The organism is Corynebacterium glutamicum ATCC 13032 (genome assembly GCF_000011325.1).
In the GTDB taxonomy this organism is placed as follows: domain Bacteria; phylum Actinomycetota; class Actinomycetes; order Mycobacteriales; family Mycobacteriaceae; genus Corynebacterium; species Corynebacterium glutamicum.
Window position 1 is genome coordinate 586,327 of record NC_003450.3, and the last position, 23,362, is coordinate 609,688.

Here is a 23,362-nt window from a genome sequence, read left to right on the forward strand (position 1 = left end):
TTCCTGAGTCGTTTGTGTAGTTGGTTTGGGCTCTTGCGGTTGATGGGATTCTGAACGGTGCCTCATAGATTAAGTGATAACACTTGAGCTAGCTTTTTGAAAGGCCGAGTGATGATGAATTCGGCGTAGTCCCATCAGCACAGCTAACACTGCGAGCAACCCAACAATGATTGCGGTAACTAGGATGCCCCGCTCCCGTGGAGAATCATCCGGCGGCGTGGGAACACTTAGTGCGATCTCATGAACCAGGGGAGTGGTGGGATAGATTTCTTGAGTAAGTGCCAGGTAGGGATCAATAGCGCCTCTTGCAGGGTCGATGCTGTTGAAGATTCGTGCACGAATTTCATAGGGTGTGGCAAAGGGAAAATGCTGGCGAAGCAGTGCAGCTGTGGCGCTGACAACTGGAGCGGCAAAACTGGTGCCCTCGAAGGGGCTTTCGCCAGCGGTGGTGATCATGTGGCTGGCGAAGCCGTCGCCACGCGGTGATAGACCAGCCTGAATGTGGCTTGGTGCAGAGAGGATTTGTTGGTTGCCAGGCATGGAATATTCTGCAAGCGTGTGAGAATCAAAACGTGCCGACACAGAGAGCACAGTGTCTGAATGTGCAGGATAAACGGTAGATCCAACTGGACAATCCTGCCCGAGGTTTCCTGCTGCTGCCACCACTATCACCCCTTGAAGTTCTGCTCTGTTAAGAGCATCCGTCAGAGGCTGGAACGATGCGGCCTCGTCGGGTGATTGGGGCAAACAGGACACCACGGAAATATTGATCACGTGGGCACCGGAATCGAGAGCTCGGTGGATGGATTCCGCCAGGGTGCTCAGCGTTCCGACGTTGGAATCTTCACGAGTACGCACATATGAGCTGGTTTGTTTAATGGAGATGATTCCGGAATCTGGGGCGACACCGATATAAGGATCGGAGCTGCCGTCATATGGCCAGCCGGTGCCGGGGTTTCCTTGGGAGGCGATGATTCCGGCGACGATGGTGCCGTGGCCGTCGCAATCGATAAGTTCACCTGGCACATCGGGGCTTTGGTGGGCGCCCACGAAATCACCGCCGGGAATTAAGTGGGGCAGACGTGGATGCAGGGATACTCCGGTGTCGATGACTGCCACCATCACACCGGCGCCAGTTGCTAGTTGGTGAGCTTGGGATAATGACTGCGAAAGGTGTTCATCTAAAACTGCGGAGGAAGGATCGGCGATCGCTACCTCGGGGCAAGCGAGAGCTTCTACTTCCTGTGCCCTCGTCGCTGGAGTGGAAGCCAACATAAACAGAGCGGCCAAGCTAACCGCGATGAGTCTGCGCATCTTATCCACCGAATCCAATATCAAGACCGCGCAGCATTCCAAATACATCCAGCAAATGCAGTGCGAGTGGCAGACTAGCTGCAAGACACAGTGATTCCAACCTTTCAAGCCACACAATGGTGGTGGGTTCCAGCGTGGGGACTGTACTGATCCACAATGCCACGCTGACCAGCACAGCGATGATAACCACAGAACCGATCAGTGCAATTAGTGAACCTGATCGGCTTGCGGATAACGCCATGGAAATGAAACCAAGGGCAGATAACCCCATCAATGTCCACGTGGGAATTGGTGCTTGATGACGATTAGCGTGAAGCAGCGAAGCCACCGCGATGCATAAACTAAAAACGGTGGTTGTCCAGGTGCCCGGGGTAACCGACAACAACGCCAAAGGCCCGCTCAAAACGCCAAGGCCAAGGATCTGGGCGTCGAAAAGCGTCTTTGTTGTTTTTATTCTTTTCTCGGGATCAGTCATGGTGAGGTCGCTGACGGAGAGATCTTCGCCGGCGGTGGGAAGCGATGGGACGCGCAGGCCTGCTAGCGATGCTGCGATTTTCGGGGCGAAGCACATGGTGATGGTGGAAGCGGTGACCGTGATCGCTGCTGGACCGCTGAAATCTTCGGTAGCTTTGAGCTTCCACAGAGTGGTGGTTGCTGCAAGGACTAAGAGACCGAGCCCCAATGTGGACAGTGTTGCCACCAGAAGAATTGCTGGACGATACACCACATGAACCAGCAGCGAACTGGCAAGAATAGTGCACGCGCCAGCGAAAATCGTCCAGGTAAGCGCGCCGGGAGAAGTCCCAGAAGTGCCTGCAACCAGCACTGATACCGCTCCGCCTGCGCCCAAGATCAGGGTAATCGGCAGGACGTTTCGAAGGATCGGGGTGTGCGCGGGTGGGAGCCACAGAAGCAGTAGAGCGCAGATTGCGACGAAGATTCCCATGCGGCCGGGCACAATAATTCCGGAGGCAGCAGGACTTGTCATTAACACGGCAGCCCCGATGAGCCCCGCGAAAGTCATCAATTCCACGAGGTGCCCGGCGCGGTTCGTGGAAGAAAACTCCACCAACGCTTCGGCGACATCACGCAACACGGGGGCTTCCAAGTCCCTTTCGGGTGAAAGGACCACCACGCTGCCTTGTTCCACTTGTGTTTCTGCAAGCGGAATCCCGCAATCAATGGGACTTCCCGCAGCAGTGTGAGCCACCCACGGCCTGGAAATCCGGGGTGCATCGGTGAGTTCTAAAATTTCATCCAAAATGTCCGCCAGACTCGAACCTGCAGGTAGCGCCACATCAGCCACAGCAGCGGGCGCATCGCCAACGGTGAGATCTATGCGGATGCTCACGCGCAGCGCATTATCGATTGCCAAAATAACCAACCCCCAAAATTGTCCCCCAACAAATGTGTCTTTGAGTATGCCAGCAAAAGGGGACGGGGAGCAGCGTTGGTGAGAATTCCCCTAATTTCACATTCAAGGGAACCTTTTGGCCGTTTTTCCAGTCAAACACTTATTGACAGCCTTTTCTTTTTTAGATGACTTTCTAAAAAGCACGACACTAGGCAAGACAAGAAGAACTCGGGGGAGTTAGAAAATGACAACATCAGTGGAGCGACAAGAACAATCACCAACTGGTTACATCGTGGAACCGGTGACGTGGCCAGAACGCGATCCGGCGCCACCGCTGCCAACGGAGCCGCTGATCGCTGAAGCTGTGCCACAAGCGGTACGTCCAGCGCCGAAACCACTGCTCAAAGTATTGATGCCTGTGATCATGGTGGCCATGGTGGCCATGGTGCTGGCGATGGTGGCGCTGATGATCCTTACCAGTGGGCAGTTAAATCCTATGGTCTTGATTTTTCCAATGATGATGGGTATGAGCGTCCTGATGATGTTCGCCCCACCTGAAGGTGACGATACTGATGAGGTTCGGCGCACCTATTTACGTCACCTGGGTGCATTGCGGGCGAAAGCGACAGATCACGCGGCGATGCAGCGCAGGCATGAATGGCACAGGCATCCTGATCCAGCAACCTTGTGGTCCACGTTGGGGACTCGGCGGATGTGGGAGCGCACCCAAGATGATCAAGATTGTTTGGAAATCCGTTTTGGTTTGGGCGTGACCAGGCTTGATCCGGCTATTAACGTGAGTGATTCGGGTGCGCCGGAGGATCTTGATCCGGTATGTGCGGTGTCGTTGCGTCACACCATTCGGGATGTGGGGTCGGTGCAGAGCATGCCGGTGTCGGTTCAGTTGCAGGCGTTTCGATTCATTGGGCTCAACGGTGCGGGCGCACATGATCTGGCGCGGGCGCTGGTTGTGCAGTTGTTGTACCACCACGGACCGGAGGTGGTGGGTATCAAAGCGATCGGGGAGTCGGGTTGGGAGTGGCTGAAATGGGTACCGCACACCCGCGATCCGGAGAAGGCAGCCTTTCGGATTTTGCTGGTGGATTCCGTGTTGACCAACGGCACCGAAAGCTTCATTGATGACCCCCAATGGACCACGATCATCAACGTTGGCGCGCAGACCAGCACCGCATTGGGCCAGCTGGCAGAGGATGAAGGGCTGCTGTTGCACGTCGATAAGCGTCTGCATGTGGCTACCGCGCACGGCGCGGAGGAGCTGGGCACGCCGGATGCGGTTAGCGCTGAGCTTGCGGAGGTTTTTGGCCGCCGTTTGACTGCTTTTCGACGCACAACCACAGCACACGCGGCGAGCTCTGGTGAATTGCTGTCCCTTTTGGGGATTGATGACGTGGAGCATTTAACTCCAGAAACCTTATGGATGAACAAGCGCACGCAGCCTAAAACTCGTTTGGCGGTGCCCTTGGGTTTGAACGCGTCCGGTCGGCCGATGGTACTGGATCTGAAGGAATCGGCGCACGGCGGAATGGGACCACATGGGCTGTGCATCGGCGCTACTGGCAGCGGAAAATCCGAACTTTTAAGAACACTTGTTCTAGGTTTGACGATCACCCATTCGCCTGAGGAATTGAATCTGGTGTTGGTGGATTTTAAAGGTGGCGCCACCTTTTTGGGCTTCGAGCAGCTGCCTCACACGTCCGCGGTGATCACCAACTTGGAGGAAGAGTCCGTGCTGGTGGAGCGCATGCATGATGCGATTTCGGGTGAGATGAACCGCAGGCAAGAAGCCCTTCGGCAGGCAGGTGGCTGCGCCAATGTGGATGAATACAACCAGCGTGATGGTGTGAAACCGATGCCCGCGCTGCTCATTGTGATCGATGAATTCTCGGAGTTGCTTGGCCAACATCCCGATTTCGCAGACCTATTCGTCGCCGTCGGACGCTTGGGCCGTTCCTTACACATCCATTTGTTGCTCGCTAGCCAACGTCTGGAAGAGGGGCGGTTGCGCGGATTGGATTCCCACTTGTCCTACCGGATCGGCTTAAAAACCTTTTCCGCATCCGAATCGCGCCAGGTATTAGGCATCACTGACGCATATCAATTACCCAGCCAACCCGGCGCAGGTTTCCTCAAATCCGACGTCGACACCGTCACCCGCTTCCAAGCAAGTTATGTATCCGGCCCCATCATGCGTCGCCATCACCTCGCACCAACGCAGTCCCGGGTGCGCCTTTTTACCAGCTGGGAGGAACCCAAAGAGGAGGTGATTGTCGAGCAAAGCACCGAGACGCTTATCGACGCCGTGGTTGCGCGCGCCATCAGCGCCGCGAAGTTGCGGGGGTTAAGCGCTCATCGCATCTGGTTGCCACCGTTGCCGGCAGAAGTTTCGATTGGTGCTTTGGCTGATGATGTCGGTGAGCTAAGCGCCGTGATCGGGATGATCGATAGACCCTATCAACAGCGACAAGATCCATTGCTGATTGATTTTTCTCTCAACGGTGGAAGCGGACACTGGGCTATTTGTGGTGGGCCCCAAACCGGAAAGTCCACGGCATTGCGCAGCATCGTGATCTCCATGGCAGCAACGCATAGCACAGAAAACATCCGCTTTTACGTGCTGGATTTATCTGGAACCTCCCTGGAAAATCTCTCCCGGCTGCCTCATGTTGCAGGCGTGGCAGGACGCAAAGATCCAGAGAAAGTCCGCCGAGTTGTCGATGAAGTACGAGGCCTGATCAACCACCCTGAACAACGCCACACCTTCCTTATTGTGGACGGCTGGCACACCATCACCCAAGAATTCGACGAGCTTTTCGACGCCTTCGTAGACATCGCCGCCAACGGCCTTGCCTCGCGGGTGCATTTAGTTTTAAGCACTCAACGCTGGAGTTCCATCCGCCCCGCGGTCCGCGATCTGGTGACTGGCAGAATCGAATTGAAACTCGGCGAAGCCATGGATTCGGTGATTGATCGTAAAGCTCAGCTTCGGATCCCGTCGAAACCTGGGCGTGGCCTCAACCTGGATAAAGAACACATCCTTATTGCTCATGCGTCTGGCCAAGACATCGCCCAGGTATGCGTCATGGCCGATGGGCAAGGATGGCAGCAGGTCCCACAATTAAGCGTGCTGCCTGCGCATATCCTGCTTCACGAGCTTGAGCTTTCTGCGACACCTGGCATCCCGATTGCACGGGGAGGTGCTGAACTATCCACGCTGACGTGGGATCCAGAATCCAGCCGCCACCTTCTAGCTTTTGGTTCTCAAGGTTGTGGCAAATCCTCGCTGATCCGCACGATTGTCACGGGTCTGACAATTGTGGGGCGGGAGAAAGCACGCTTGGTATTTTTCGACCTTCGACGCACCCACCTAGGCCTGGTCCCCGAAGACATGTTGGCTGCTTATTGTGCTACTTCCACAGCAGTCCACAACACCATCAAAGACATGGTGGCTACGCTATCCGCCAGACTTCCAGGACCTGATATCACCGCCCAAGAACTCCGCGATCGTTCCTGGTGGCAGGGGCCCGACATTTATTTAGTTATCGATGATTATGATTTGCTCCCCGCCGGCACCCTGCACCCGCTGCGCGAGATCATCCCGCATGCAAGAGACGTAGGCCTGCACATCGTGCTCACCCGCAAAGCCGGTGGCGCCTCGCGTGCGCTCTACGATCCGGTCATGTCCGAGATCAAGGACCAATCACCGCACGTCGTGCTTTTCGACGCCGACCGCGACGAAGGCGCTATCCTAGGCATCAAACCCACAGCACAACCACCAGGACGTGCCACGATGTCCATCCGTGGTGAAAACATCGGTGTTGCACAGATGGCACGCATAGGTGATGACTCATGAGCACCCAAACAATCACCATCACAGTCCTAGAAACCGCCACCATCTTTGACGGCCCTGAAACCATCTACCGCTATGACCTGGCTGCCGAAGGCATCCTTGATGGATGGGCTCACTCTGCTGTGCTGGATCAAGTGAAACAAATAGCAGGTGAAAACTGGCCGACTGTTGAGATCGTGGTGGATGGCACCGACAACGTAGTCAATGCACTCACCTCCATGTTTGCTTCCAAAGGCGTGACCTGCGGTGGGGTTGGAGTAGAAGCACCTCCCGTTGCGGAGGAACCACCGAAAATTAAACGGCCCACGAGTGGAAAACAAGTCCGCCAGTTCTACGGCATCAAGCCACTACACCTGTTGTTGGTCAGCATATTGGTTGGTTCTATTGCTGGTATTTGGGTGATTTCGGGTTTCACTGGGCCAGTGGACTCACGGCCGGTAGATAAGGTGGCGGAGATTTCAACGCAGGGGGAGACGTCGATAAGCAATCAACCCCAACCCCAGCCCACCGTGCTCGTGACCGAGGACCTGCTTATTGAGGCGCCATTTGGTTTTGAAATGCGAAGCGACGAACAGTCGCGCTACCTGGAAGGCCCCGACCCGAATCTGCGCATCCACGTGGGCGTCGATCCGCTGCACGGCGCGGACGCCGCGCTGGTTGCCGAAGAGCTGCGCCGCCTGATCACCGAGGATCCTTCGCTGGAGGAAATTCCCGCAGGGGAGTGGGGCGAGAAAACCACCATCGACTACCGCGAAACACCCGGCGATGGCTCTCATGTGCTGTGGGTGACCTGGTTTGACACCGACCGACAACTCAACGTTGGGTGCCATAGCAAAGCCGCCGAAACCCTTGTTCACAAGGCACAATGCCGAAATGTGATTGAGCATCTGACGCTGAAATGATGCCGGTTTCTATCCGGAATAGGGCCGGAATAAAAAAGTTTTGAAAAATAGGGAACCAAAACGCGACTTTCACAGTCCAACATAAATAGGAAAGGCAAAAAGCTTTTCCGGGGGAACACCAGAGAAACTGGTGAACTTTAAAATCATTTCGTTCGAGGAGGGGCGAACCAATGTCAAATCTTTTCAGGACAGAATCCGATGTGATGCTCGCGACGGCGAGCCAGGTAGACGACATTAACGATCAAGTTCAGGGCGAACTGAGCCGACTTCGCGGAGTTGTTGATTCCGTACGCGGCAGCTGGGCCGGCCAAGCACAGGTCAGCTTCGACTCCCTGATGAACCGCTGGAACTCATCAGCACGCCAACTGCAGGAAGCACTGGCGTCCATCTCTGACAACATCCGCCACAACGCGCGCAGCTTCGAAAACACTGAAGCCGACAACTCCCAGGCATTCAACGCTGTCGGTGCTGGCGACGGCGCTGGACTCCCACTGTAAAACTCTCAAAGAAGAATAAGGAACCAAGAACATGGACATGATCCGCTATGAATTCGGTGCCATCCAAGGTGCCGCAACCGACATCAACTCCACCTCAGGTCGAATCAACTCTCTACTTGATGGCCTGAAATCTCAACTGCAGCCGATGGTAGCCAGCTGGGAGGGCGAATCCAGCGAAGCATACAGCGAGGCGCAGCTGAAGTGGGACCGCGCAGCAGCAGAACTCAACACCATCCTTGCCACCATCTCCAACACCGTTGCCCAAGGCGCTGAACGTATGTCTGATGTGAACCGCCGCGCAGCAGCAAGCTGGGGTGCATAAGGGCTAGTTGTAAAGGCTGGCTTTGATTGCTAGCGGGGTTGCTGCACTTTTTAAAAAGGCAAAAAATAGCGAAAACACACCCCAGGTTTTTCCCGTAACCCCGCTAGGCTATGCAATTTCGGTTTAACCCAGTTTTTCAAAGAAGGTCACTAGCTTTTCCGCTGGTCACCTTCTTTTTGGTTTTTCAACGCAGAGATAGTACACTTTACTCTTTGTGTGTGGAGTCAAACCTCCCCTTTAAGGGGTGCGCTTGGACAGCAGGACAAATTCGGGTCACCACCGGCCGCCGAATTTAGCTTCCTTCCGAACATATTCCTGGCTGGCAGTTCTAGACCGACTAATTCAAGGAGTCATTGTGTCTACTTACCACCCGAAGAGCGGTGACATCACCCGTAAGTGGTACGTCATCGACGCCACTGACGTGGTTCTGGGTCGCCTGGCAACCCACGCCGCTGACCTACTTCGCGGCAAGGGCAAGCCTTTGTACGCACCTAACGTTGACTGCGGCGACCACGTAATCGTGATCAACGCTGACAAGGTTGCAGTTACCTCCAACAAGCGCGAGCGCGAAATGCGTTACCGCCACTCCGGTTACCCTGGTGGCCTGAAGTCCATGACCCTGGGTCGTTCCCTGGATCTGCACCCAGAGCGCACCATCGAGGATTCCATCGTCGGCATGATGCCACACAACAAGCTCACTGCTGCTTCCGCAAAGAAGCTGCACGTTTTCTCCGGCTCCGAGCACCCATACGCTGCTCAGAAGCCTGAGGCCTACGAGATCAAGAAGGTGGCCCAGTAATGTCAGAGCCTATCCAGAACGAGAACGTAGAGAGCAACGTCGCAGACGCTGCTGACATCGCTGCAGCAACCGCTGCAACCGAGGAGTTCACCAACACCATCGGCGATGCAATTGCTACTGCTTCCGAAGAAGAGACCATCGAGGCTGCACCAGTAGTACTCGACGGCCCAATCCAGACCGTTGGTCGCCGTAAGCGCGCCATCGTTCGCGTCCGCCTTGTAGCTGGCTCCGGCGAGTTCAAGTGCAACGGTCGCACCCTGGAAGAGTACTTCCCTAACAAGCTGCACCAGCAGCTGATCAAGGCTCCTTTGGTCCTCCTGGACCGCGAGAACCAGTTCGACATCGTTGCAACCCTGAAGGGTGGTGGCCCAACCGGACAGGCTGGCGCATTCCGCCTCGCAATTGCACGTGCACTGAACGCATACAACCCAGCAGAGCGCGGCGAGCTGAAGAAGGCTGGCTTCCTCACTCGTGACGCTCGTGCAGTTGAGCGTAAGAAGGCTGGTCTGCACAAGGCACGTCGTGCACCTCAGTACTCCAAGCGTTGATATTTACTCAACGTTTGCGCAAACCCGTTTCGCCGAATTTCTCGGTGGGGCGGGTTTTCCGCATTCTTGGGGTTTCTTGTGACTTAGGGACTTGGGTTTACACAGCTCAACCGAAGAAAAATTGTTCAATAGAGTTTTGAACAATGCGATCTTGGCCAGGCCGTGCATAATTAATCGCATGACTCGACTATTTGGAACTGATGGCGTCCGCGGACTAGCCAATGAAGTACTCACCGCACCTTTGGCCTTGAAGCTGGGGGCCGCTGCAGCTCACGTACTTACCGCAGAGAAACGGGTAGATGGACGTCGCCCGGTTGCGATCGTTGGTAGGGATCCTCGAGTCTCTGGAGAGATGCTCGCGGCAGCACTTTCAGCAGGCATGGCCAGCCAGGGTGTTGATGTCATTCGTGTTGGTGTCATCCCAACCCCTGCTGTTGCATTCCTCACCGATGATTATGGCGCTGACATGGGCGTGATGATTTCTGCATCCCACAACCCAATGCCGGACAACGGAATCAAGTTCTTCTCTGCAGGTGGACACAAGCTTCCAGACCATGTGGAAGACGAGATTGAGCGTGTTATGGACAGCTTGCCAGCAGAAGGCCCAACAGGGCATGGAGTTGGCCGTGTCATCGAAGAAGCAACCGATGCACAGGACCGTTACCTAGAGCACCTGAAGGAAGCTGTTCCTACGTCACTTGAAGGCATCAAGATTGTTGTGGATGCAGCCAATGGTGCGGCAAGTGTTGTAGCTCCAACGGCTTATGAGGCTGCGGGTGCAACTGTAATTGCTATTCATAACAAGCCAGACTCATACAACATCAACATGGACTGCGGTTCCACCCACATTGATCAGGTGCAGGCGGCAGTCCTGAAGCACGGTGCTGACCTTGGACTCGCGCATGACGGTGATGCTGACCGTTGTTTGGCTGTGGACAAGGATGGCAACCTTGTTGATGGTGACCAAATCATGGCGCTGTTAGCCATTGCGATGAAAGAAAACGGCGAGCTGCGCAAGAACACCCTCGTGGGCACTGTCATGAGCAACCTGGGATTGAAGATTGCTATGGATGAAGCCGGAATTACACTGCGTACCACCAAGGTAGGAGACCGCTACGTGCTGGAAGACCTCAATGCAGGTGGATTCAGCCTGGGCGGCGAGCAATCTGGCCACATTGTTCTTCCAGATCATGGCACCACTGGCGATGGAACTTTGACTGGTCTTTCCATCATGGCGCGCATGGCTGAAACCGGAAAGTCCTTGGGCGAGTTGGCACAAGCTATGACGGTGCTGCCACAGGTTCTGATCAATGTGCCAGTTTCGGATAAGTCCACCATCGTGAGCCACCCAAGCGTTGTGGCTGCGATCGCGGAAGCAGAAGCTGAGTTGGGCGCCACCGGTCGCGTTCTTCTTCGTGCTTCTGGCACCGAAGAGCTTTTCCGCGTGATGGTTGAGGCTGGAGACAAGGAACAAGCTCGTCGTATCGCGGGACGTCTTGCTGCAGTGGTTGCAGAAGTCTAATTCACTTCAGTCACAGCGCAACGCGATCTGCGGGGTCGAACCTGCCCAAAGGCTACTTATATCGAATTAGGCAGGTTTGACGCTTGAGGGGCCACATATAGCATCACCAAATGTGCATATGTGACCCCTTTTTCTCGCCTGTTAACTTGCTGGTCAAGGATCCGTCCCCGGGGAAGTGGGAAATGCTAAAATGGAACGAGCATTCGCATAATGGTCATAAATTAGCGCGAATATTCGATCAATTTTGGCGGAAAGTTCAGAAAATGATCGAGAATTTGCATTGCCAGTCCTGCGCAGGACTGGAACACACATCCTTCGAGAAAAGTTTCCCCAAATTGGGAACCTAAACGCCTTTGAGACAGTCAAACCATAGTGGAGGGCAAAAATACTGCCACGAAACTGACATTGGTTGACACATCTTAAAAAGGGGGACTTTTAGGTGTCTGGATTCGAACTTAAAATTGGGGAATCTTTAGCGACACTGCGCGGGCTTCTGGGGGAAACCGCGCAGCAACACAGCATTCACCGGCAACGCGTGCCTTACTATTCACCTTCGGCCTCTGGCCGAGGATTTAGCGCGCACGGCGTGGCCTTGGCGGACATGTTTGAGGGGCTGCACAGGGGCGTCGAGAAGCGTATCGACGCTTTTACCCAAACAACCCAAGCCGCCGAGGAAGAAGTTAAACGATTCGACAATACCGACAAAGTTTTTGGTGCCGGATTTGATGGGATTGATCCGAAGTGAATGATCCTTTAGCCGGCTACGGAGCAGTGATCTCCGCACTACAAGGCGCCAGTGGTGGGATGTATCGCGGACCGGCGAAATCCGAAGGCCAGTTGCGCGAGATGTACCAAACCATCGAAGGGCTAGACACCAGCTCGTTGCGCGAAGCTGCCGAAGCAGCAGTGGGCGGAACGAACGAAGCCAGAATACAAGGGTGGGTCGGCCCGCTCTTGAAATTCTTCGGGACGGTTGGCGGGGGAATGATCGCCACGGAGATAGCTGAACGGGCAGTCGATTGGTTCAAAAACCGTAATGATGTGGAAGAAGTCAGCGAAGCCGCTGATAAAGCCGCCGATGCGATCGACTCCACTGTCACAGAGTCCGACCAGGGCATGATGCACATTATCCAGCAGCTCTTGGACATTGTGTCTACGTTGACGCAGATTCTTGGCAGCATGGATCGGGGGAAATTTCCTCAAGAATTCCGGGACTGTGTCCAAACTGGAGCTGATCTTATTGACCAGGCAGGGGACATGCTTGAAGGATTGTGCGCTGATCGAGATGATGCGATTTCACAGTGTTTCTCCGCGTTGACCGATCATGGAAAACAAGTTTGTGAAACTGAGCCAAAGCCGTTGTGTAGTGCAGCTTCTGGGGGTTCATCTGGTGGAGCGACTTCTTCGGCTGCGGCCTCTTCAGGTGGTTCAAGCTCGAGCACTGCTAGCTCTGGGAGTTCTGGCGGATCGAGCAGTGCTGCGGATAGTTCGACGTCGACCAATGCTGAATCCAGTGTTGAAAAGGAAAAGACCACACCTGCTGCCGTTGAGAAACCTGACGAGAAACCAGTGGAGAAGCCGGTTGAAAAGACGCCAGAAAAGCCGGTAGAAAAACCTGTCGAGAAGCAAGAGTGTGAAGAAAAGCCTGACCCTGACCCGGAAAAATGCAAAACAGAGCCGGTCGAGTGTGAGCCAACACCGAAACCTGAAACAGAGCCTGAACCAAAACCGACACCCACGCCCACACCCGGAACACCAACACCAATACCTGAGCTAGAGACTGAGGATTGTGAACCTGGCAAGGAGACGGGCACAGACTCAGAATCTGAATCGGAAGAGTGCGCCCCCGAGCTCAATGACGTTCCAGAAGAGTCGGATCTGATTGGGCAACTCATCAAGGGAGCAATCGGTATTGGGATTGTTGTTGTAGGCGTTGGGCTGTTGGTGAATTTCCTGGAGCAGTGCGTCCCTGTGATTGAAGAAGTACCTGTGCCGGAGCCCGAGCCTATACCTGAACCCGCTCCGCAGCCTGAGCCAACTTCAGTGAAACCACCAGAGTCTGAACTAGATAAGGTGGCTGAGCCTGCGCCGAAGCCAATTCCACAAGCTAATTACACTGCTGCTGCAGCAACTAACTATTCCGCTCCCGCGCACGCTCCCGTTGTCCCAATTACGCCGGCAGCACCTGAAGTTCCGGCAGCACCAGAAGTGCCTGCACCGGCGGTTAATCTTCACAAGGCCGGCGGGTGGTAGCGGTGGAGTATGCGGAATTTCTCCAGCAGTTTCGGGAGCGCACAGCTAAGCGGATGGAAGAGTTCGAAAAGGCGATCGCTTCGACTCAACGAAAGCTTGATGATGTGGCGGAAGAGGTGGAAAAGAAGAAACAGCCTGTTGTGGTTGAGTCTCTGGAAAAACCGATTCGGATGGCAAGGCGACAACAGAGAGGTCGGGGGCCTGTGAAATCGGTACTGCGGGAAGCCTAAAACTAGAAAGGGGTGATTTTGGTTGGTACAAAACCGCAAGACCGCGTTAGTACCAAACAAAATCACCCACTAAGAAAAGCGAACTACTTCTCGTTAAGGAACGCGAATGGGGACGTGTCCTTAGGGAAGGCATGTTCCTGCAGCTCCTGGCCGAAGTAGGAGACAACTTTCTTAGCTTCAGCGTCTGGTTCGGAGAATGCTTTGTATTTCTTTTCTCCGGCAAGTTGGTGGAGAAGGAATCCGGTGAGGAGGCCGCGGACGGTTTCTTGAGCTCCGGTTTGTGGGCTGCCGATTCCTGCGACAAGTTTGAACATGGTGTCTTCAGAGAAGCCCTGTTGGTTGCCTTTTTCTGATTCGCGGTAGCAGACATCGCCGGCCCAGTTGGCTGCGAGTTTTGCTGGCTCGCCGGATTCAAAGAGGCCGAGGCTGGAGGATCCGATGACTAGGCCTGGGGCTTTGACAGCGAAGGCGGCGTCGATTGCTGAGGGGGAGGTTTTCGCTGGGTAGATTGCTCCGACTGCGCGCACGAGGTCGCGGTTTGCTGCGGATAGTACTGCAGCCCCAGCACCCATGCCGTGGCCTACTACACCGAGGCAGGCTGGGTTGACGGTGACGTTTCCGGAGCCGAGTTTTACGCCGCCGAGAATCTGAATGGAGGATTCGAGGTCAGAGGCGAAACCTTTGTGGTCTGGCATGAAGCCATTTTCGGTGTCTGGGGCGGCAACAGCGATGCCCCAGGACGCGAGGTGTCGCAAAGTTTGGTGGTAGTACTTGATGGATTTCATCCAGTCGTGGCCGAAAGCTACACCTGGGATGCCGTCGCCTTCTGCTGGGGTGTAGATTTTGCCCGGGATGCCGGCGTAGTTCATATCGCCTACCAGCACGCGGTGCGGTCCGCGCTTGGACAGTTTGGACAGGTGTTTGTTCAGATTCTCAGCCACGTGTTTAAGGATAGTTGAAAGCGTGGGGCAATACTGGCACTAACCCCGGCACCAATCGTATTTCTGTCCGCGGTTGGTGGCACAATAGTTCAACATGAACTTGCTGACCACCAAAATTGACCTGGATGCCATCGCCCATAACACGAGGGTGCTTAAACAAATGGCGGGTCCGGCGAAGCTGATGGCGGTGGTGAAGGCGAATGCATATAACCATGGCGTAGAGAAGGTCGCTCCGGTTATTGCTGCTCATGGTGCGGATGCGTTTGGTGTGGCAACTCTTGCGGAGGCTATGCAGTTGCGTGATATCGGCATCAGCCAAGAGGTTTTGTGTTGGATTTGGACACCGGAGCAGGATTTCCGCGCCGCCATTGATCGCAATATTGATTTGGCTGTTATTTCTCCCGCGCATGCCAAAGCCTTGATCGAAACTGATGCGGAGCATATTCGGGTGTCCATCAAGATTGATTCTGGGTTGCATCGTTCGGGTGTGGATGAGCAGGAGTGGGAGGGCGTGTTCAGCGCGTTGGCTGCTGCCCCGCACATTGAGGTCACGGGCATGTTCACGCACTTGGCGTGCGCGGATGAGCCAGAGAATCCGGAAACTGATCGCCAAATTATTGCTTTTCGACGCGCCCTTGCGCTCGCCCGCAAGCACGGGCTTGAGTGCCCGGTCAACCACGTATGCAACTCACCTGCATTCTTGACTCGATCTGATTTACACATGGAGATGGTCCGACCGGGTTTGGCCTTTTATGGGTTGGAACCCGTGGCGGGACTGGAGCATGGTTTGAAGCCGGCGATGACGTGGGAGGCGAAGGTGAGCGTCGTAAAGCAAATTGAAGCTGGACAAGGCACTTCCTATGGCCTGACCTGGCGCGCTGAGGATCGCGGCTTTGTGGCTGTGGTGCCTGCGGGCTATGCCGATGGCATGCCGCGGCATGCCCAGGGGAAATTCTCCGTCACGATTGATGGCCTGGACTATCCGCAGGTTGGGCGCGTATGCATGGATCAGTTCGTTATTTCTTTGGGCGACAATCCACACGGCGTGGAAGCTGGGGCGAAGGCCGTGATATTCGGTGAGAATGGGCATGACGCAACTGATTTTGCGGAGCGTTTAGACACCATTAACTATGAGGTAGTGTGCCGACCAACCGGCCGAACTGTCCGCGCATATGTTTAAGTGAATACGTTTAAGGAGCAGCAATGAAATCTGAGTTTCCGGTATCCGGCACGAGGCGTTTTGAGCATGCCGCAGATACCCAAAATTTTGGGGAAGAATTAGGCAGGCATCTAGAAGCTGGCGATGTGGTGATTTTGGACGGCCCGCTGGGTGCTGGAAAAACCACATTTACTCAAGGTATCGCTCGTGGATTGCAGGTGAAGGGGCGGGTGACATCGCCGACGTTTGTGATCGCGAGGGAACACCGCTCGGAAATCGGTGGGCCAGATCTGATCCACATGGATGCCTACCGATTGCTGGGCGAAGACAGCGAGGATGCTGATCCGATCGGTGCGCTGGACTCTTTGGATTTGGATACCGATTTGGACTTGGCTGTGGTTGTTGCGGAATGGGGCGGTGGCTTGGTGGAGCAGATCGCTGACTCGTATCTTTTGATTACCATTGATCGAGAGACCGCTGTGCAGGAAGACCCGGAATCTGAGGCTCGAATTTTCCATTGGGAATGGCGCGAAGGCCGCTGAGAAAGTTTTCCACGCTAAAATAGTGTGATTCTGTCCGAATCTGTTGTTTTAGTTTTGAAACTGCGGGATCATGGAAAGTAGTGAAAAGTGAATTTTAGTTCTGTGCTTTCTCTGCCCTTTAAGTGAACCTTTTGTTGGATCTTGCATTGAAAAAATGAAAACCTCGTCGGGAATGCAACTTGGGATCACGTCTCGGGCAAGAAACGTCCTTAAAAAAAGGGGAGTGATTGTGAGTGCTTGATTTCTTAGCTGCGAACCCGCTGATTGCGCTGGTGGTTATTTTGGCCGTTGGTTTAGCAATTGGTCAGATTAGGGTCTTTGGCCTTTCTTTAGGTGCCGCCGCGGTGCTGTTTGTGGCCCTGGTGGTTTCAACTGCAAATACCGACATCGTCATCCCCATGATTGTTTATCAGCTGGGCTTGGCGATGTTCGTTTATGTCATCGGTTTGTCCGCCGGACCAGCATTTTTCAGTGAGTTCGCTAAAAAGGGCTGGAAGCTCACCATCTTTATGCTCCTGCTGCTGGCAACACTGATTGGTTTGGCGTGGGTGCTTATTAAGTCACTGGGGCTTGATGCAGCGATCGGTACCGGTATGTTCACCGGCGCGCTGACCTCGACTCCCGGTATGGCAGCGGTCGTGGAATTGATTGAAGGAATCGATCCAAGCCTTGCCAGTGAACCTGTTATTGGTTATTCCTTGGCATATCCGGGAGCCGTGCTGGGATCCATTGTGGTGGCCGCGGTTGGAGCGAAACTGCTCAAAGTAAATCACCGGGAAGATGCTCGAAAAGAAGGCATGATCACCGCACCGCTGGTGTGGAAGGGTGTGCAGCTCAAACCTGGAATCACAGGCAGGGTGGGAGATCTTCCACGCCTTGCAGGTGAAAGTATCATCGCAACCCGCATTGTGGATGATCCACATACACACCGCCTCGCGGATCCAGATCTGCCGATTACTGAAGGCATGGAACTGTTGATCAACGGCACTGAAGAAGCCGTGGATCGGGCAATTAAGGCGTTGGGTGAAGAACGCGAAACCAAAATTGAGGACACAGAGCTGATCTACACCCGCCTGACGGTATCTAGCCCTGAGGTTGCAGGTAGAACCGTTGCTGAGCTTGATACTGTAGCTCACGGATTCATGATTGCCCGTATCCGCCAGGGCGATTCTGAGGTAGTGCCTAAACCTGACACCGTGATCAACTACTCTGACCGCATCCGCGTGGTGGTTGCTCCTGGTCGTGTGGCTGAAGTGCGACGATTCTTAGGGGACTCTGAAAAGTCCCTTGCTGATGTTAATCTGCTGCCTTTAGCCATCGGATTATCTCTTGGCCTGTTGTTGGGCGCGATCCCGATTCCTCTTCCAGGCGGCACCACGATGTCCCTTGGCTTTGGTGGCGGCCCGATTATTGCCGGCCTGATTTTGGGAGCACTCAAGCACACAGGACCGCTGACGTGGCAGATGCCGTTCCACGCCAACCGCACGATCTCCACCTTGGGCCTGGCGCTGTTTTTGGCTGGTGTGGGTACCTCTGCAGGTGCAGGATTTAGAGCTGCGCTTACCGATTCCTCCTCCTTGATCTACATGGCCGGTGGCTTGGTGATCACCTTGGCCTCTGCGCTGCTGTGTGCTGTGATCGGCATGTGGGTACTCAGGTTGAGGTGGGATGAAGCCATGGGTGTTGCCGCTGGCACCACCACAAATCCTGCAATTATTTCCTATCTGAATGGGCAAACCGGAACGGATCTTGCCAACAGGGGATATGCCACTGTGTACCCCACGGCGATGATCGGTAAAATCCTCGGCGCGCAGATATTGTTCTTGCTGCTCTAAGGTGATTTTTGGGCAGTGGTGGGGGTGGTGTCCACCCCTGCGCGTAACCTGGGAAGCATGACTAAAACACTTGGTTCCCTTCAGCTGGAAGAAATCACGCTGACCCTCCCTCTGACTGAAGATGTGGCCGATGAACGCACCATTGATGTGTTCGCACGCATTGCCACACGCGTCGGTGGGGAAGACCTTCCATATTTAGTATTCCTGCAGGGTGGGCCTGGCAATGAAGCTCCACGTCCAAGCCTTAATCCCCTCAACCCCAATTGGTTGGGCGTGGCCTTGGAGGAATACCGCGTGGTCATGTTGGATCAACGTGGCACCGGCCGTTCCACCCCAGTGGGTAATGATATTTTGGAAAAACCCACAGCAGAAGTAGTGGAGTACTTATCCCACCTGCGCGCAGATGGCATTGTGCGAGATGCTGAAGCCCTGCGTAAGCATTTGGGTGTGAATCAGTGGAACCTTTTAGGCCAGTCCTTCGGAGGTTTCACCACCCTGCATTACTTGTCCCGGCACGCCGATTCCTTGGACAACGTGTTTATTACCGGCGGTCTCAGCGCTATTGATCGCCCAGCAGAAGACGTGTATGCCAACTGTTACAACCGCATGCGCCGAAACTCTGAGGAATTCTACCGTCGCTTCCCGCAATTACGGGAAACTTTCCGAGGGTTGGTTAATCGTGCTCGCGCCGGGGAGATTGTGCTTCCCACCGGCGAAGTTGTGTCAGAAACCAGGCTGCGATCCCTTGGTCACTTGTTGGGTAGCAATGACGGCTGGTTTGATCTGTACAACCTGCTGGAATTAGATCCCACCTCCAACGCTTTTGTCCATGACCTGGCAGGACTTTTGCCTTTCGGCAACCGCAACCCAATTTATTACGTGCTCCATGAGTCCTCTTACGCCGACGGTGTGGTGACAAATTGGGCAGCAGAGCGTGTGCTTCCAGAGGATTTCCGCGAGGATCCAACACTGCTCACCGGTGAGCACGTGTTCCAGGAGTGGACAGACACCGTGCCGTCGCTCAAGCCGTGGAAGGACGTTGCCCTGGCATTGGCTCAGCAGGAATGGCCCAAGCTTTATGATGCGAAGGCATTGGAAAACTCACAGGCCAAGGGCGCTGCAGCAGTGTATGCCAATGACGTTTTCGTCCCAGTGGATTACTCTCTGGAAACCGCACAACACCTGCCCGGTGTGCAGCTGTTTATCACCAGCCAGCATGAACACAATGGACTTCGTGCCAGCTCAGGCGCAGTACTGAAGCACCTTTTCGATCTGGCCCACGGCCGAGAGGTACGCTGATTCCTCGTGTTAGTACTAGCCCTAGACACCTCAACCCCTGACCTGATCGTCGGCGTCGTCGACTCCGACACCGGAAACACCCGCGCCGAAACCATCATCGAGGACACCCGCGCACACAACGAGCAGCTCACGCCCACCGTCCAGAAGACGCTTCTCGACGCCAACTTGAGCTTTTCAGATATCGACGCGATCGTCGTGGGTTGCGGCCCGGGACCGTTCACTGGACTTCGAGTAGGCATGGTGTCCGGCGCAGCGTTCGGTGATGCCCTGGGAATCCCTGTCTATGGAGTCTGCTCACTCGACGCGATCGCTCACAATATTGGTGCACGCAACATCCCGCACGCATTAGTTGCCACTGATGCGCGCCGCCGTGAAATCTACTGGGCAACCTACCGCTCCGGCGAACGTGATCAGGGACCAGATGTCATCGCACCAGCAAACATCCAGATCAGCGGCGCTGTAGACACCATTTCGATTCCTGAGCACCTGGTGGAAAAACTCCCAGAAGAACTCCAGAATGTCACCATGCATAGCGGCAAACCTGCCCCCGCAAGCTTGGTGGCAGTGGCTGATTTCAGTGTGGAACCACAACCATTGGTTCCTCTTTACCTGCGCCGCCCAGATGCCAAAGAACCAAAACCAAAACCTAAATCTGCAGCCATCCCCGAGGTGGATCTTTCATGAGTGAACAATTCGAGCTACGGGAACTCCGCAGGGAAGACGCGGGGCGCTGCGCCGACCTGGAGCAAATCCTGTTCCCAGGTGATAACCCCTGGCCACGTGATGTCTTTGCCGTGGAGTTTTCCCACCCCACCAATTTCTACATCGGCGCTTTCGACGAAGGATACTTGGTGGCGTACGCAGGTCTTGCCATGATGGGACCTGCGGATGATCCAGAGTTTGAAATCCACACCATTGGTGTCGATCCGGAATTCCAAAGAAAAGGCTTGGGACGCGTACTCATGGATCAAATGATGCATGCAGCGGACAGCCACGACGGTCCAGTTTTCTTGGAAGTCCGCACCGACAACGTACCCGCGATTTCCATGTACGAGGCTTTCGGCTTTAAAACCTTGGCCGTGCGCAAAAACTACTACCGGCCATCCGGAGCTGACGCCTACACCATGCAACGCCCACGCTTGAGCGATCGCAAAGATCAACAGACAGACACAGAGGGGACACCCAGCTAAACCATGATCGTTTTGGGAATTGAAAGCTCCTGCGATGAAACAGGCGTAGGCGTAGTCAAACTTGACGGCGAAGGAAACCTAGAGATCCTCGCCGACTCAGTGGCCTCCTCCATGCAAGAACATGCCCGCTTTGGTGGCGTCGTGCCAGAAATCGCCTCCCGGGCGCACCTGGAATCTATGGTCCCCGTGATGCGTGAAGCGTTGAGGCAGGCGGGCGTCGACAGGCCAGATGCTGTGGCTGCAACCGTGGGCCCTGGTTTGGCGGGCGCGCTGCTCGTTGGAGCCAGCGCTGCGAAGGCGTATGCCGCTGCGTGGGGAGTTCCGTTTTACGCGGTCAACCACCTGGGCGGACACGTCGCCGTGGCCAATCTGGAAGGTGAAACTCTTCCACACGCGGTGGCTTTGCTGGTTTCCGGCGGACACACTCAATTGTTGGAAGTCGACGCGGTGGGATTACCCATGAAGGAATTGGGATCCACCCTCGACGATGCCGCTGGCGAAGCCTATGACAAAGTCTCAAGGCTGTTGGGATTGGGCTACCCAGGCGGCCCCATCATTGATAAATTGGCGCGCCGGGGTAATCCAGAGGCCATTGCTTTCCCCCGCGGATTGATGAAAAAGTCGGATTCTCGGCATGATTTCAGCTTTTCCGGTTTGAAAACCTCCGTTGCCCGCTACGTGGAAGCTGCGGAAAGAAACGGTGAAGTTATTTCCGTGGAGGACGTCTGCGCATCATTCCAAGAAGCGGTGTGTGATGTGTTGACGTTTAAGGCCGTGCGTGCGTGCCGCGATGTCGGTGCGAAGGTGCTGCTGTTGGGTGGAGGAGTGGCTGCCAACTCTCGTCTGCGGGAGCTTGCTCAAGAACGTTGCGATAAAGCCGACATCGAACTCCGGGTTCCTCGTTTCAATTTGTGCACCGATAATGGTGTCATGATTGCAGCGTTGGCGGCTCAAAGAATCCACGAAGGTGCCCAAGAATCACCAATTTCGGTCGGAACTGATCCTTCTTTGTCCGTTGAGACCCCACAGGTGTTTTAAACATTTAGTATTAGTTCCATGAAACCAGTCTTCTCCGTTGACCAAATCCGACGCGCAGAAAACACCCTTTTTGAGCTTCAGGCAGATCCGGATGAGCTGATGATCTCCGCGGCATCGGCGGTGGCCGATGTCGCGTTGGCAATGGTGGACGGCCCCGCTCCAGCGGTCTCCAGTGAGGAGTCAATCCTGCTGCTGGTCGGCCCCGGTGGCAACGGTGGCGACGCCTTGTATGCAGGCGCGTTCCTTGCAGAAGAAGGCCACCACGTTGATGCTTTGCTGTTGGGAAACGGCAAAGTCCATCAATCAGCATTGGCATATTATGAGTCTTTGGGCGGGCAGATCATTTCCGATTTTCCCCCTCACTACCTCTACCGCCTGGTGATTGATGGTTTGTTTGGCATCGGTGGTCGGGGAGGGCTCACCCCAGAGCTGGCCAGTTTGGTGGAGTCTTTTTCCGCTTCAGGTATCCCCATTTTGGCGATTGATGTGCCGTCTGGCGTGCATGCCGATAGTGGTGAACTGCCGCCCGGCGTGATGGTGACGGTGGAAGGATTTGATAATGATGCACCGATGGCGCGTCAGAAAATTCCGGCACACATTGACGCTGATGTCACGATCACGTTTGGCGGTTTGAGACGCGCCCACGCGGTCAGTCCTGCGTGTGGTGAAGTGCTCTGTGCTGATATCAACATCGCTGGTGGCGGCGGAAAATCGCTGTCCGCTGAGTTGAGTCAGGTGCAGGCAGAAGACGCGACCCCGCAGATGTTTGCCTCCAAGGCGTATCAACGGAAAGATTCGCTTTTTGAGCGCGCGAATCTCAAAGCTACGGCGCCACATATCCATAGGATCGGCCAGCACTTTACCGTGTTGAACATGGAGCCTGGCCCGGATCATGATAAATACAGTGGCGGAATTGTCGGCATTGTTGCAGGTAGTGGCACCTATCCAGGTGCTGCTGTGCTGTCGGTGAAGGCGGCTGTCAGGGCCACAAGCGCCATGGTTCGATACGTTGGCCCTGCGTTAAATTTTGTCATCCAGTCGCTGCCGGAGGTCGTCGCAACGCAATCACTTGCCACCGCCGGCCGCGTGCAAGCGTGGGTGCACGGCCCCGGACGCGGGCTGGAGGCTGAGCAATCAGCCGAGCTTGCGGAGCTTTTGAGCCGGCCTGAGCCTGTGCTTATCGACGCCGACAGCCTCTCATTACTCCAGCTCTCAGCGGAGCTTCGGCAGGCGTTGCGCGAGCGAAAAGCACCAACGGTGCTCACTCCGCACAAGGGCGAATTTGAACGCATCGCAGCAGAATTACGCTCTGAAGGCGTCGAGATTCCCCAAGCGGACAAAGATCCCATTGGTGCTGCGCAAGCGTTAGCTAAAGAATTTGATTGTTGCGTACTGCTCAAGGGGAAATACACCGTCATTGCAGCTCACGACTTTGTGCATGCGATCAACGCTGGGCATTCCTGGTTGGCTACACCTGGCTCTGGCGATGTGTTGTCAGGTCTTGTCGGTGCACACTTGGCTCAAAGCTACGCAGAATTAAACCGCTTGCCGGAGTTTTTCCCCGATGTGACCTTGTCTGATTCGGCGATTTACACCCAGATTGCACCTGCTGCGACCATCCACGCGGTTGCTGCTGGGTTGGCCGCACGAACCGAATTTGGGTTTGCGCCGACCTCCGCAAGTTTGATCGCTGATGCCATCCCTGCAGCGACCGCCAAGGTGGATTTGAAGCGAATTGTCTAGCTCTGC

The 23,362-nt window shown here is 55.0% G+C and carries 21 protein-coding genes; 18 read left to right on the plus strand and 3 right to left on the minus strand.

Annotated features, from left to right (window positions below; all coding sequences use genetic code 11):
* Positions 1–69: 69 nt before the first annotated feature.
* Both mycP and eccD read right to left on the minus strand, forming a co-directional pair.
* Positions 70–1,314, minus strand: coding sequence for a type VII secretion-associated serine protease mycosin (gene mycP, locus CGL_RS02890; RefSeq protein WP_011013739.1), 1,245 nt, complete (start codon positions 1,312–1,314; stop codon positions 70–72).
* A 1-nt stretch (position 1,315) separates the two neighbouring features.
* Entirely contained in the window at positions 1,316–2,698 is a 1,383-nt protein-coding gene (eccD, locus tag CGL_RS02895) for a type VII secretion integral membrane protein EccD (RefSeq protein WP_011013740.1), read from the minus strand.
* 214 nt (positions 2,699–2,912) lie between these two features.
* Between eccD and CGL_RS02900 the strand changes: the two genes are divergently transcribed.
* The 10 genes from CGL_RS02900 (at position 2,913) to CGL_RS02945 (ending at position 13,609) form a co-directional block, all read left to right on the plus strand.
* Positions 2,913–6,539 (plus strand): type VII secretion protein EccC, encoded by a 3,627-nt coding sequence (locus tag CGL_RS02900; RefSeq protein ID WP_011265582.1) that lies wholly within the window; start codon positions 2,913–2,915, stop codon positions 6,537–6,539.
* On the plus strand, positions 6,536–7,438 hold the full coding sequence (locus CGL_RS02905; protein ID WP_011013742.1) for a type VII secretion-associated protein: 903 nt from the start codon (positions 6,536–6,538) through the stop codon (positions 7,436–7,438). The genes CGL_RS02900 and CGL_RS02905 overlap by 4 nt, the downstream gene beginning before the upstream one ends.
* A gap of 170 nt (positions 7,439–7,608) precedes the next feature.
* Positions 7,609–7,935, plus strand: a complete 327-nt coding sequence (locus CGL_RS02910) for a WXG100 family type VII secretion target (protein ID WP_011013743.1) — start codon at positions 7,609–7,611, stop codon at positions 7,933–7,935.
* A gap of 31 nt (positions 7,936–7,966) precedes the next feature.
* Positions 7,967–8,257 carry a WXG100 family type VII secretion target gene (locus CGL_RS02915; protein WP_003854533.1) on the plus strand — a complete coding sequence of 97 codons (291 nt, stop codon included), beginning with the start codon at positions 7,967–7,969 and terminating at the stop codon, positions 8,255–8,257.
* 355 nt (positions 8,258–8,612) lie between these two features.
* A complete protein-coding gene (rplM, locus tag CGL_RS02920; protein ID WP_003854535.1) occupies positions 8,613–9,056 on the plus strand; it encodes a 50S ribosomal protein L13 in 444 nt (147 codons plus the stop codon).
* Entirely contained in the window at positions 9,056–9,604 is a 549-nt protein-coding gene (gene rpsI, locus CGL_RS02925) for a 30S ribosomal protein S9 (RefSeq protein ID WP_003854537.1), read from the plus strand. The genes rplM and rpsI overlap by 1 nt, the downstream gene beginning before the upstream one ends.
* A 178-nt stretch (positions 9,605–9,782) precedes the next feature.
* Entirely contained in the window at positions 9,783–11,126 is a 1,344-nt protein-coding gene (glmM, locus tag CGL_RS02930; RefSeq protein ID WP_011013744.1) for a phosphoglucosamine mutase, read from the plus strand.
* 439 nt (positions 11,127–11,565) lie between these two features.
* Entirely contained in the window at positions 11,566–11,871 is a 306-nt protein-coding gene (locus CGL_RS02935) for a hypothetical protein (RefSeq protein ID WP_003860674.1), read from the plus strand.
* The gene (locus CGL_RS02940; protein ID WP_011013745.1) at positions 11,868–13,379 is read left to right on the plus strand and encodes a hypothetical protein; all 1,512 of its coding nucleotides are present in this window, start codon (positions 11,868–11,870) and stop codon (positions 13,377–13,379) included. The genes CGL_RS02935 and CGL_RS02940 overlap by 4 nt, the downstream gene beginning before the upstream one ends.
* A 53-nt stretch (positions 13,380–13,432) precedes the next feature.
* On the plus strand, positions 13,433–13,609 hold the full coding sequence (locus tag CGL_RS02945) for a hypothetical protein (protein ID WP_020948518.1): 177 nt from the start codon (positions 13,433–13,435) through the stop codon (positions 13,607–13,609).
* An 83-nt stretch (positions 13,610–13,692) separates the two neighbouring features.
* Here CGL_RS02945 and CGL_RS02950 read toward each other — a convergent pair whose 3' ends face one another.
* Positions 13,693–14,550 carry a dienelactone hydrolase family protein gene (locus tag CGL_RS02950; protein WP_011013747.1) on the minus strand — a complete coding sequence of 286 codons (858 nt, stop codon included), beginning with the start codon at positions 14,548–14,550 and terminating at the stop codon, positions 13,693–13,695.
* Positions 14,551–14,644: 94 nt separating this feature from the next.
* Between CGL_RS02950 and alr the strand changes: the two genes are divergently transcribed.
* From alr to CGL_RS02990, 8 genes are all read left to right on the plus strand, one after another.
* Entirely contained in the window at positions 14,645–15,730 is a 1,086-nt protein-coding gene (gene alr / locus CGL_RS02955) for an alanine racemase (protein ID WP_011013748.1), read from the plus strand.
* Between the two features lie 23 nt (positions 15,731–15,753).
* Positions 15,754–16,251: a tRNA (adenosine(37)-N6)-threonylcarbamoyltransferase complex ATPase subunit type 1 TsaE gene (tsaE, locus tag CGL_RS02960; RefSeq protein ID WP_003854549.1), complete on the plus strand. Its 498-nt coding sequence runs from the start codon at positions 15,754–15,756 to the stop codon at positions 16,249–16,251.
* 233 nt (positions 16,252–16,484) lie between these two features.
* The gene (locus tag CGL_RS02965) at positions 16,485–18,086 is read left to right on the plus strand and encodes an aspartate:alanine exchanger family transporter (protein WP_011013749.1); all 1,602 of its coding nucleotides are present in this window, start codon (positions 16,485–16,487) and stop codon (positions 18,084–18,086) included.
* A gap of 15 nt (positions 18,087–18,101) precedes the next feature.
* Positions 18,102–19,385, plus strand: a complete 1,284-nt coding sequence (locus CGL_RS02970; protein WP_011013750.1) for an alpha/beta fold hydrolase — start codon at positions 18,102–18,104, stop codon at positions 19,383–19,385.
* Between the two features lie 6 nt (positions 19,386–19,391).
* Complete coding sequence (gene tsaB / locus CGL_RS02975) at positions 19,392–20,069, plus strand: tRNA (adenosine(37)-N6)-threonylcarbamoyltransferase complex dimerization subunit type 1 TsaB (protein ID WP_011013751.1); 678 nt, start codon at positions 19,392–19,394, stop codon at positions 20,067–20,069.
* Entirely contained in the window at positions 20,066–20,575 is a 510-nt protein-coding gene (gene rimI / locus CGL_RS02980) for a ribosomal protein S18-alanine N-acetyltransferase (RefSeq protein WP_003860686.1), read from the plus strand. The genes tsaB and rimI overlap by 4 nt, the downstream gene beginning before the upstream one ends.
* Positions 20,576–20,578: 3 nt before the next feature.
* Entirely contained in the window at positions 20,579–21,613 is a 1,035-nt protein-coding gene (gene tsaD / locus CGL_RS02985) for a tRNA (adenosine(37)-N6)-threonylcarbamoyltransferase complex transferase subunit TsaD (protein WP_011013752.1), read from the plus strand.
* A gap of 18 nt (positions 21,614–21,631) precedes the next feature.
* Complete coding sequence (locus CGL_RS02990; protein WP_011013753.1) at positions 21,632–23,356, plus strand: NAD(P)H-hydrate dehydratase; 1,725 nt, start codon at positions 21,632–21,634, stop codon at positions 23,354–23,356.
* Positions 23,357–23,362: the final 6 nt, after the last annotated feature.

Bases quoted from the DNA above. Each gene is read 5' to 3' on its own strand.
- mycP (WP_011013739.1), bottom strand. From the start codon at position 1,314: ATGCGCAGACTCATCGCGGTTAGCTTGGCCGCTCTGTTTATGTTGGCT.
- CGL_RS02900 (WP_011265582.1), top strand. From the start codon at position 2,913: ATGACAACATCAGTGGAGCGACAAGAACAATCACCAACTGGTTACATC.
- CGL_RS02905 (WP_011013742.1), top strand. From the start codon at position 6,536: ATGAGCACCCAAACAATCACCATCACAGTCCTAGAAACCGCCACCATC.
- CGL_RS02910 (WP_011013743.1), top strand. From the start codon at position 7,609: ATGTCAAATCTTTTCAGGACAGAATCCGATGTGATGCTCGCGACGGCG.
- CGL_RS02915 (WP_003854533.1), top strand. From the start codon at position 7,967: ATGGACATGATCCGCTATGAATTCGGTGCCATCCAAGGTGCCGCAACC.
- rpsI (WP_003854537.1), top strand. From the start codon at position 9,056: ATGTCAGAGCCTATCCAGAACGAGAACGTAGAGAGCAACGTCGCAGAC.
- glmM (WP_011013744.1), top strand. From the start codon at position 9,783: ATGACTCGACTATTTGGAACTGATGGCGTCCGCGGACTAGCCAATGAA.
- CGL_RS02945 (WP_020948518.1), top strand. From the start codon at position 13,433: ATGGAAGAGTTCGAAAAGGCGATCGCTTCGACTCAACGAAAGCTTGAT.
- alr (WP_011013748.1), top strand. From the start codon at position 14,645: ATGAACTTGCTGACCACCAAAATTGACCTGGATGCCATCGCCCATAAC.
- tsaE (WP_003854549.1), top strand. From the start codon at position 15,754: ATGAAATCTGAGTTTCCGGTATCCGGCACGAGGCGTTTTGAGCATGCC.
- rimI (WP_003860686.1), top strand. From the start codon at position 20,066: ATGAGTGAACAATTCGAGCTACGGGAACTCCGCAGGGAAGACGCGGGG.
- tsaD (WP_011013752.1), top strand. From the start codon at position 20,579: ATGATCGTTTTGGGAATTGAAAGCTCCTGCGATGAAACAGGCGTAGGC.
- CGL_RS02990 (WP_011013753.1), top strand. From the start codon at position 21,632: ATGAAACCAGTCTTCTCCGTTGACCAAATCCGACGCGCAGAAAACACC.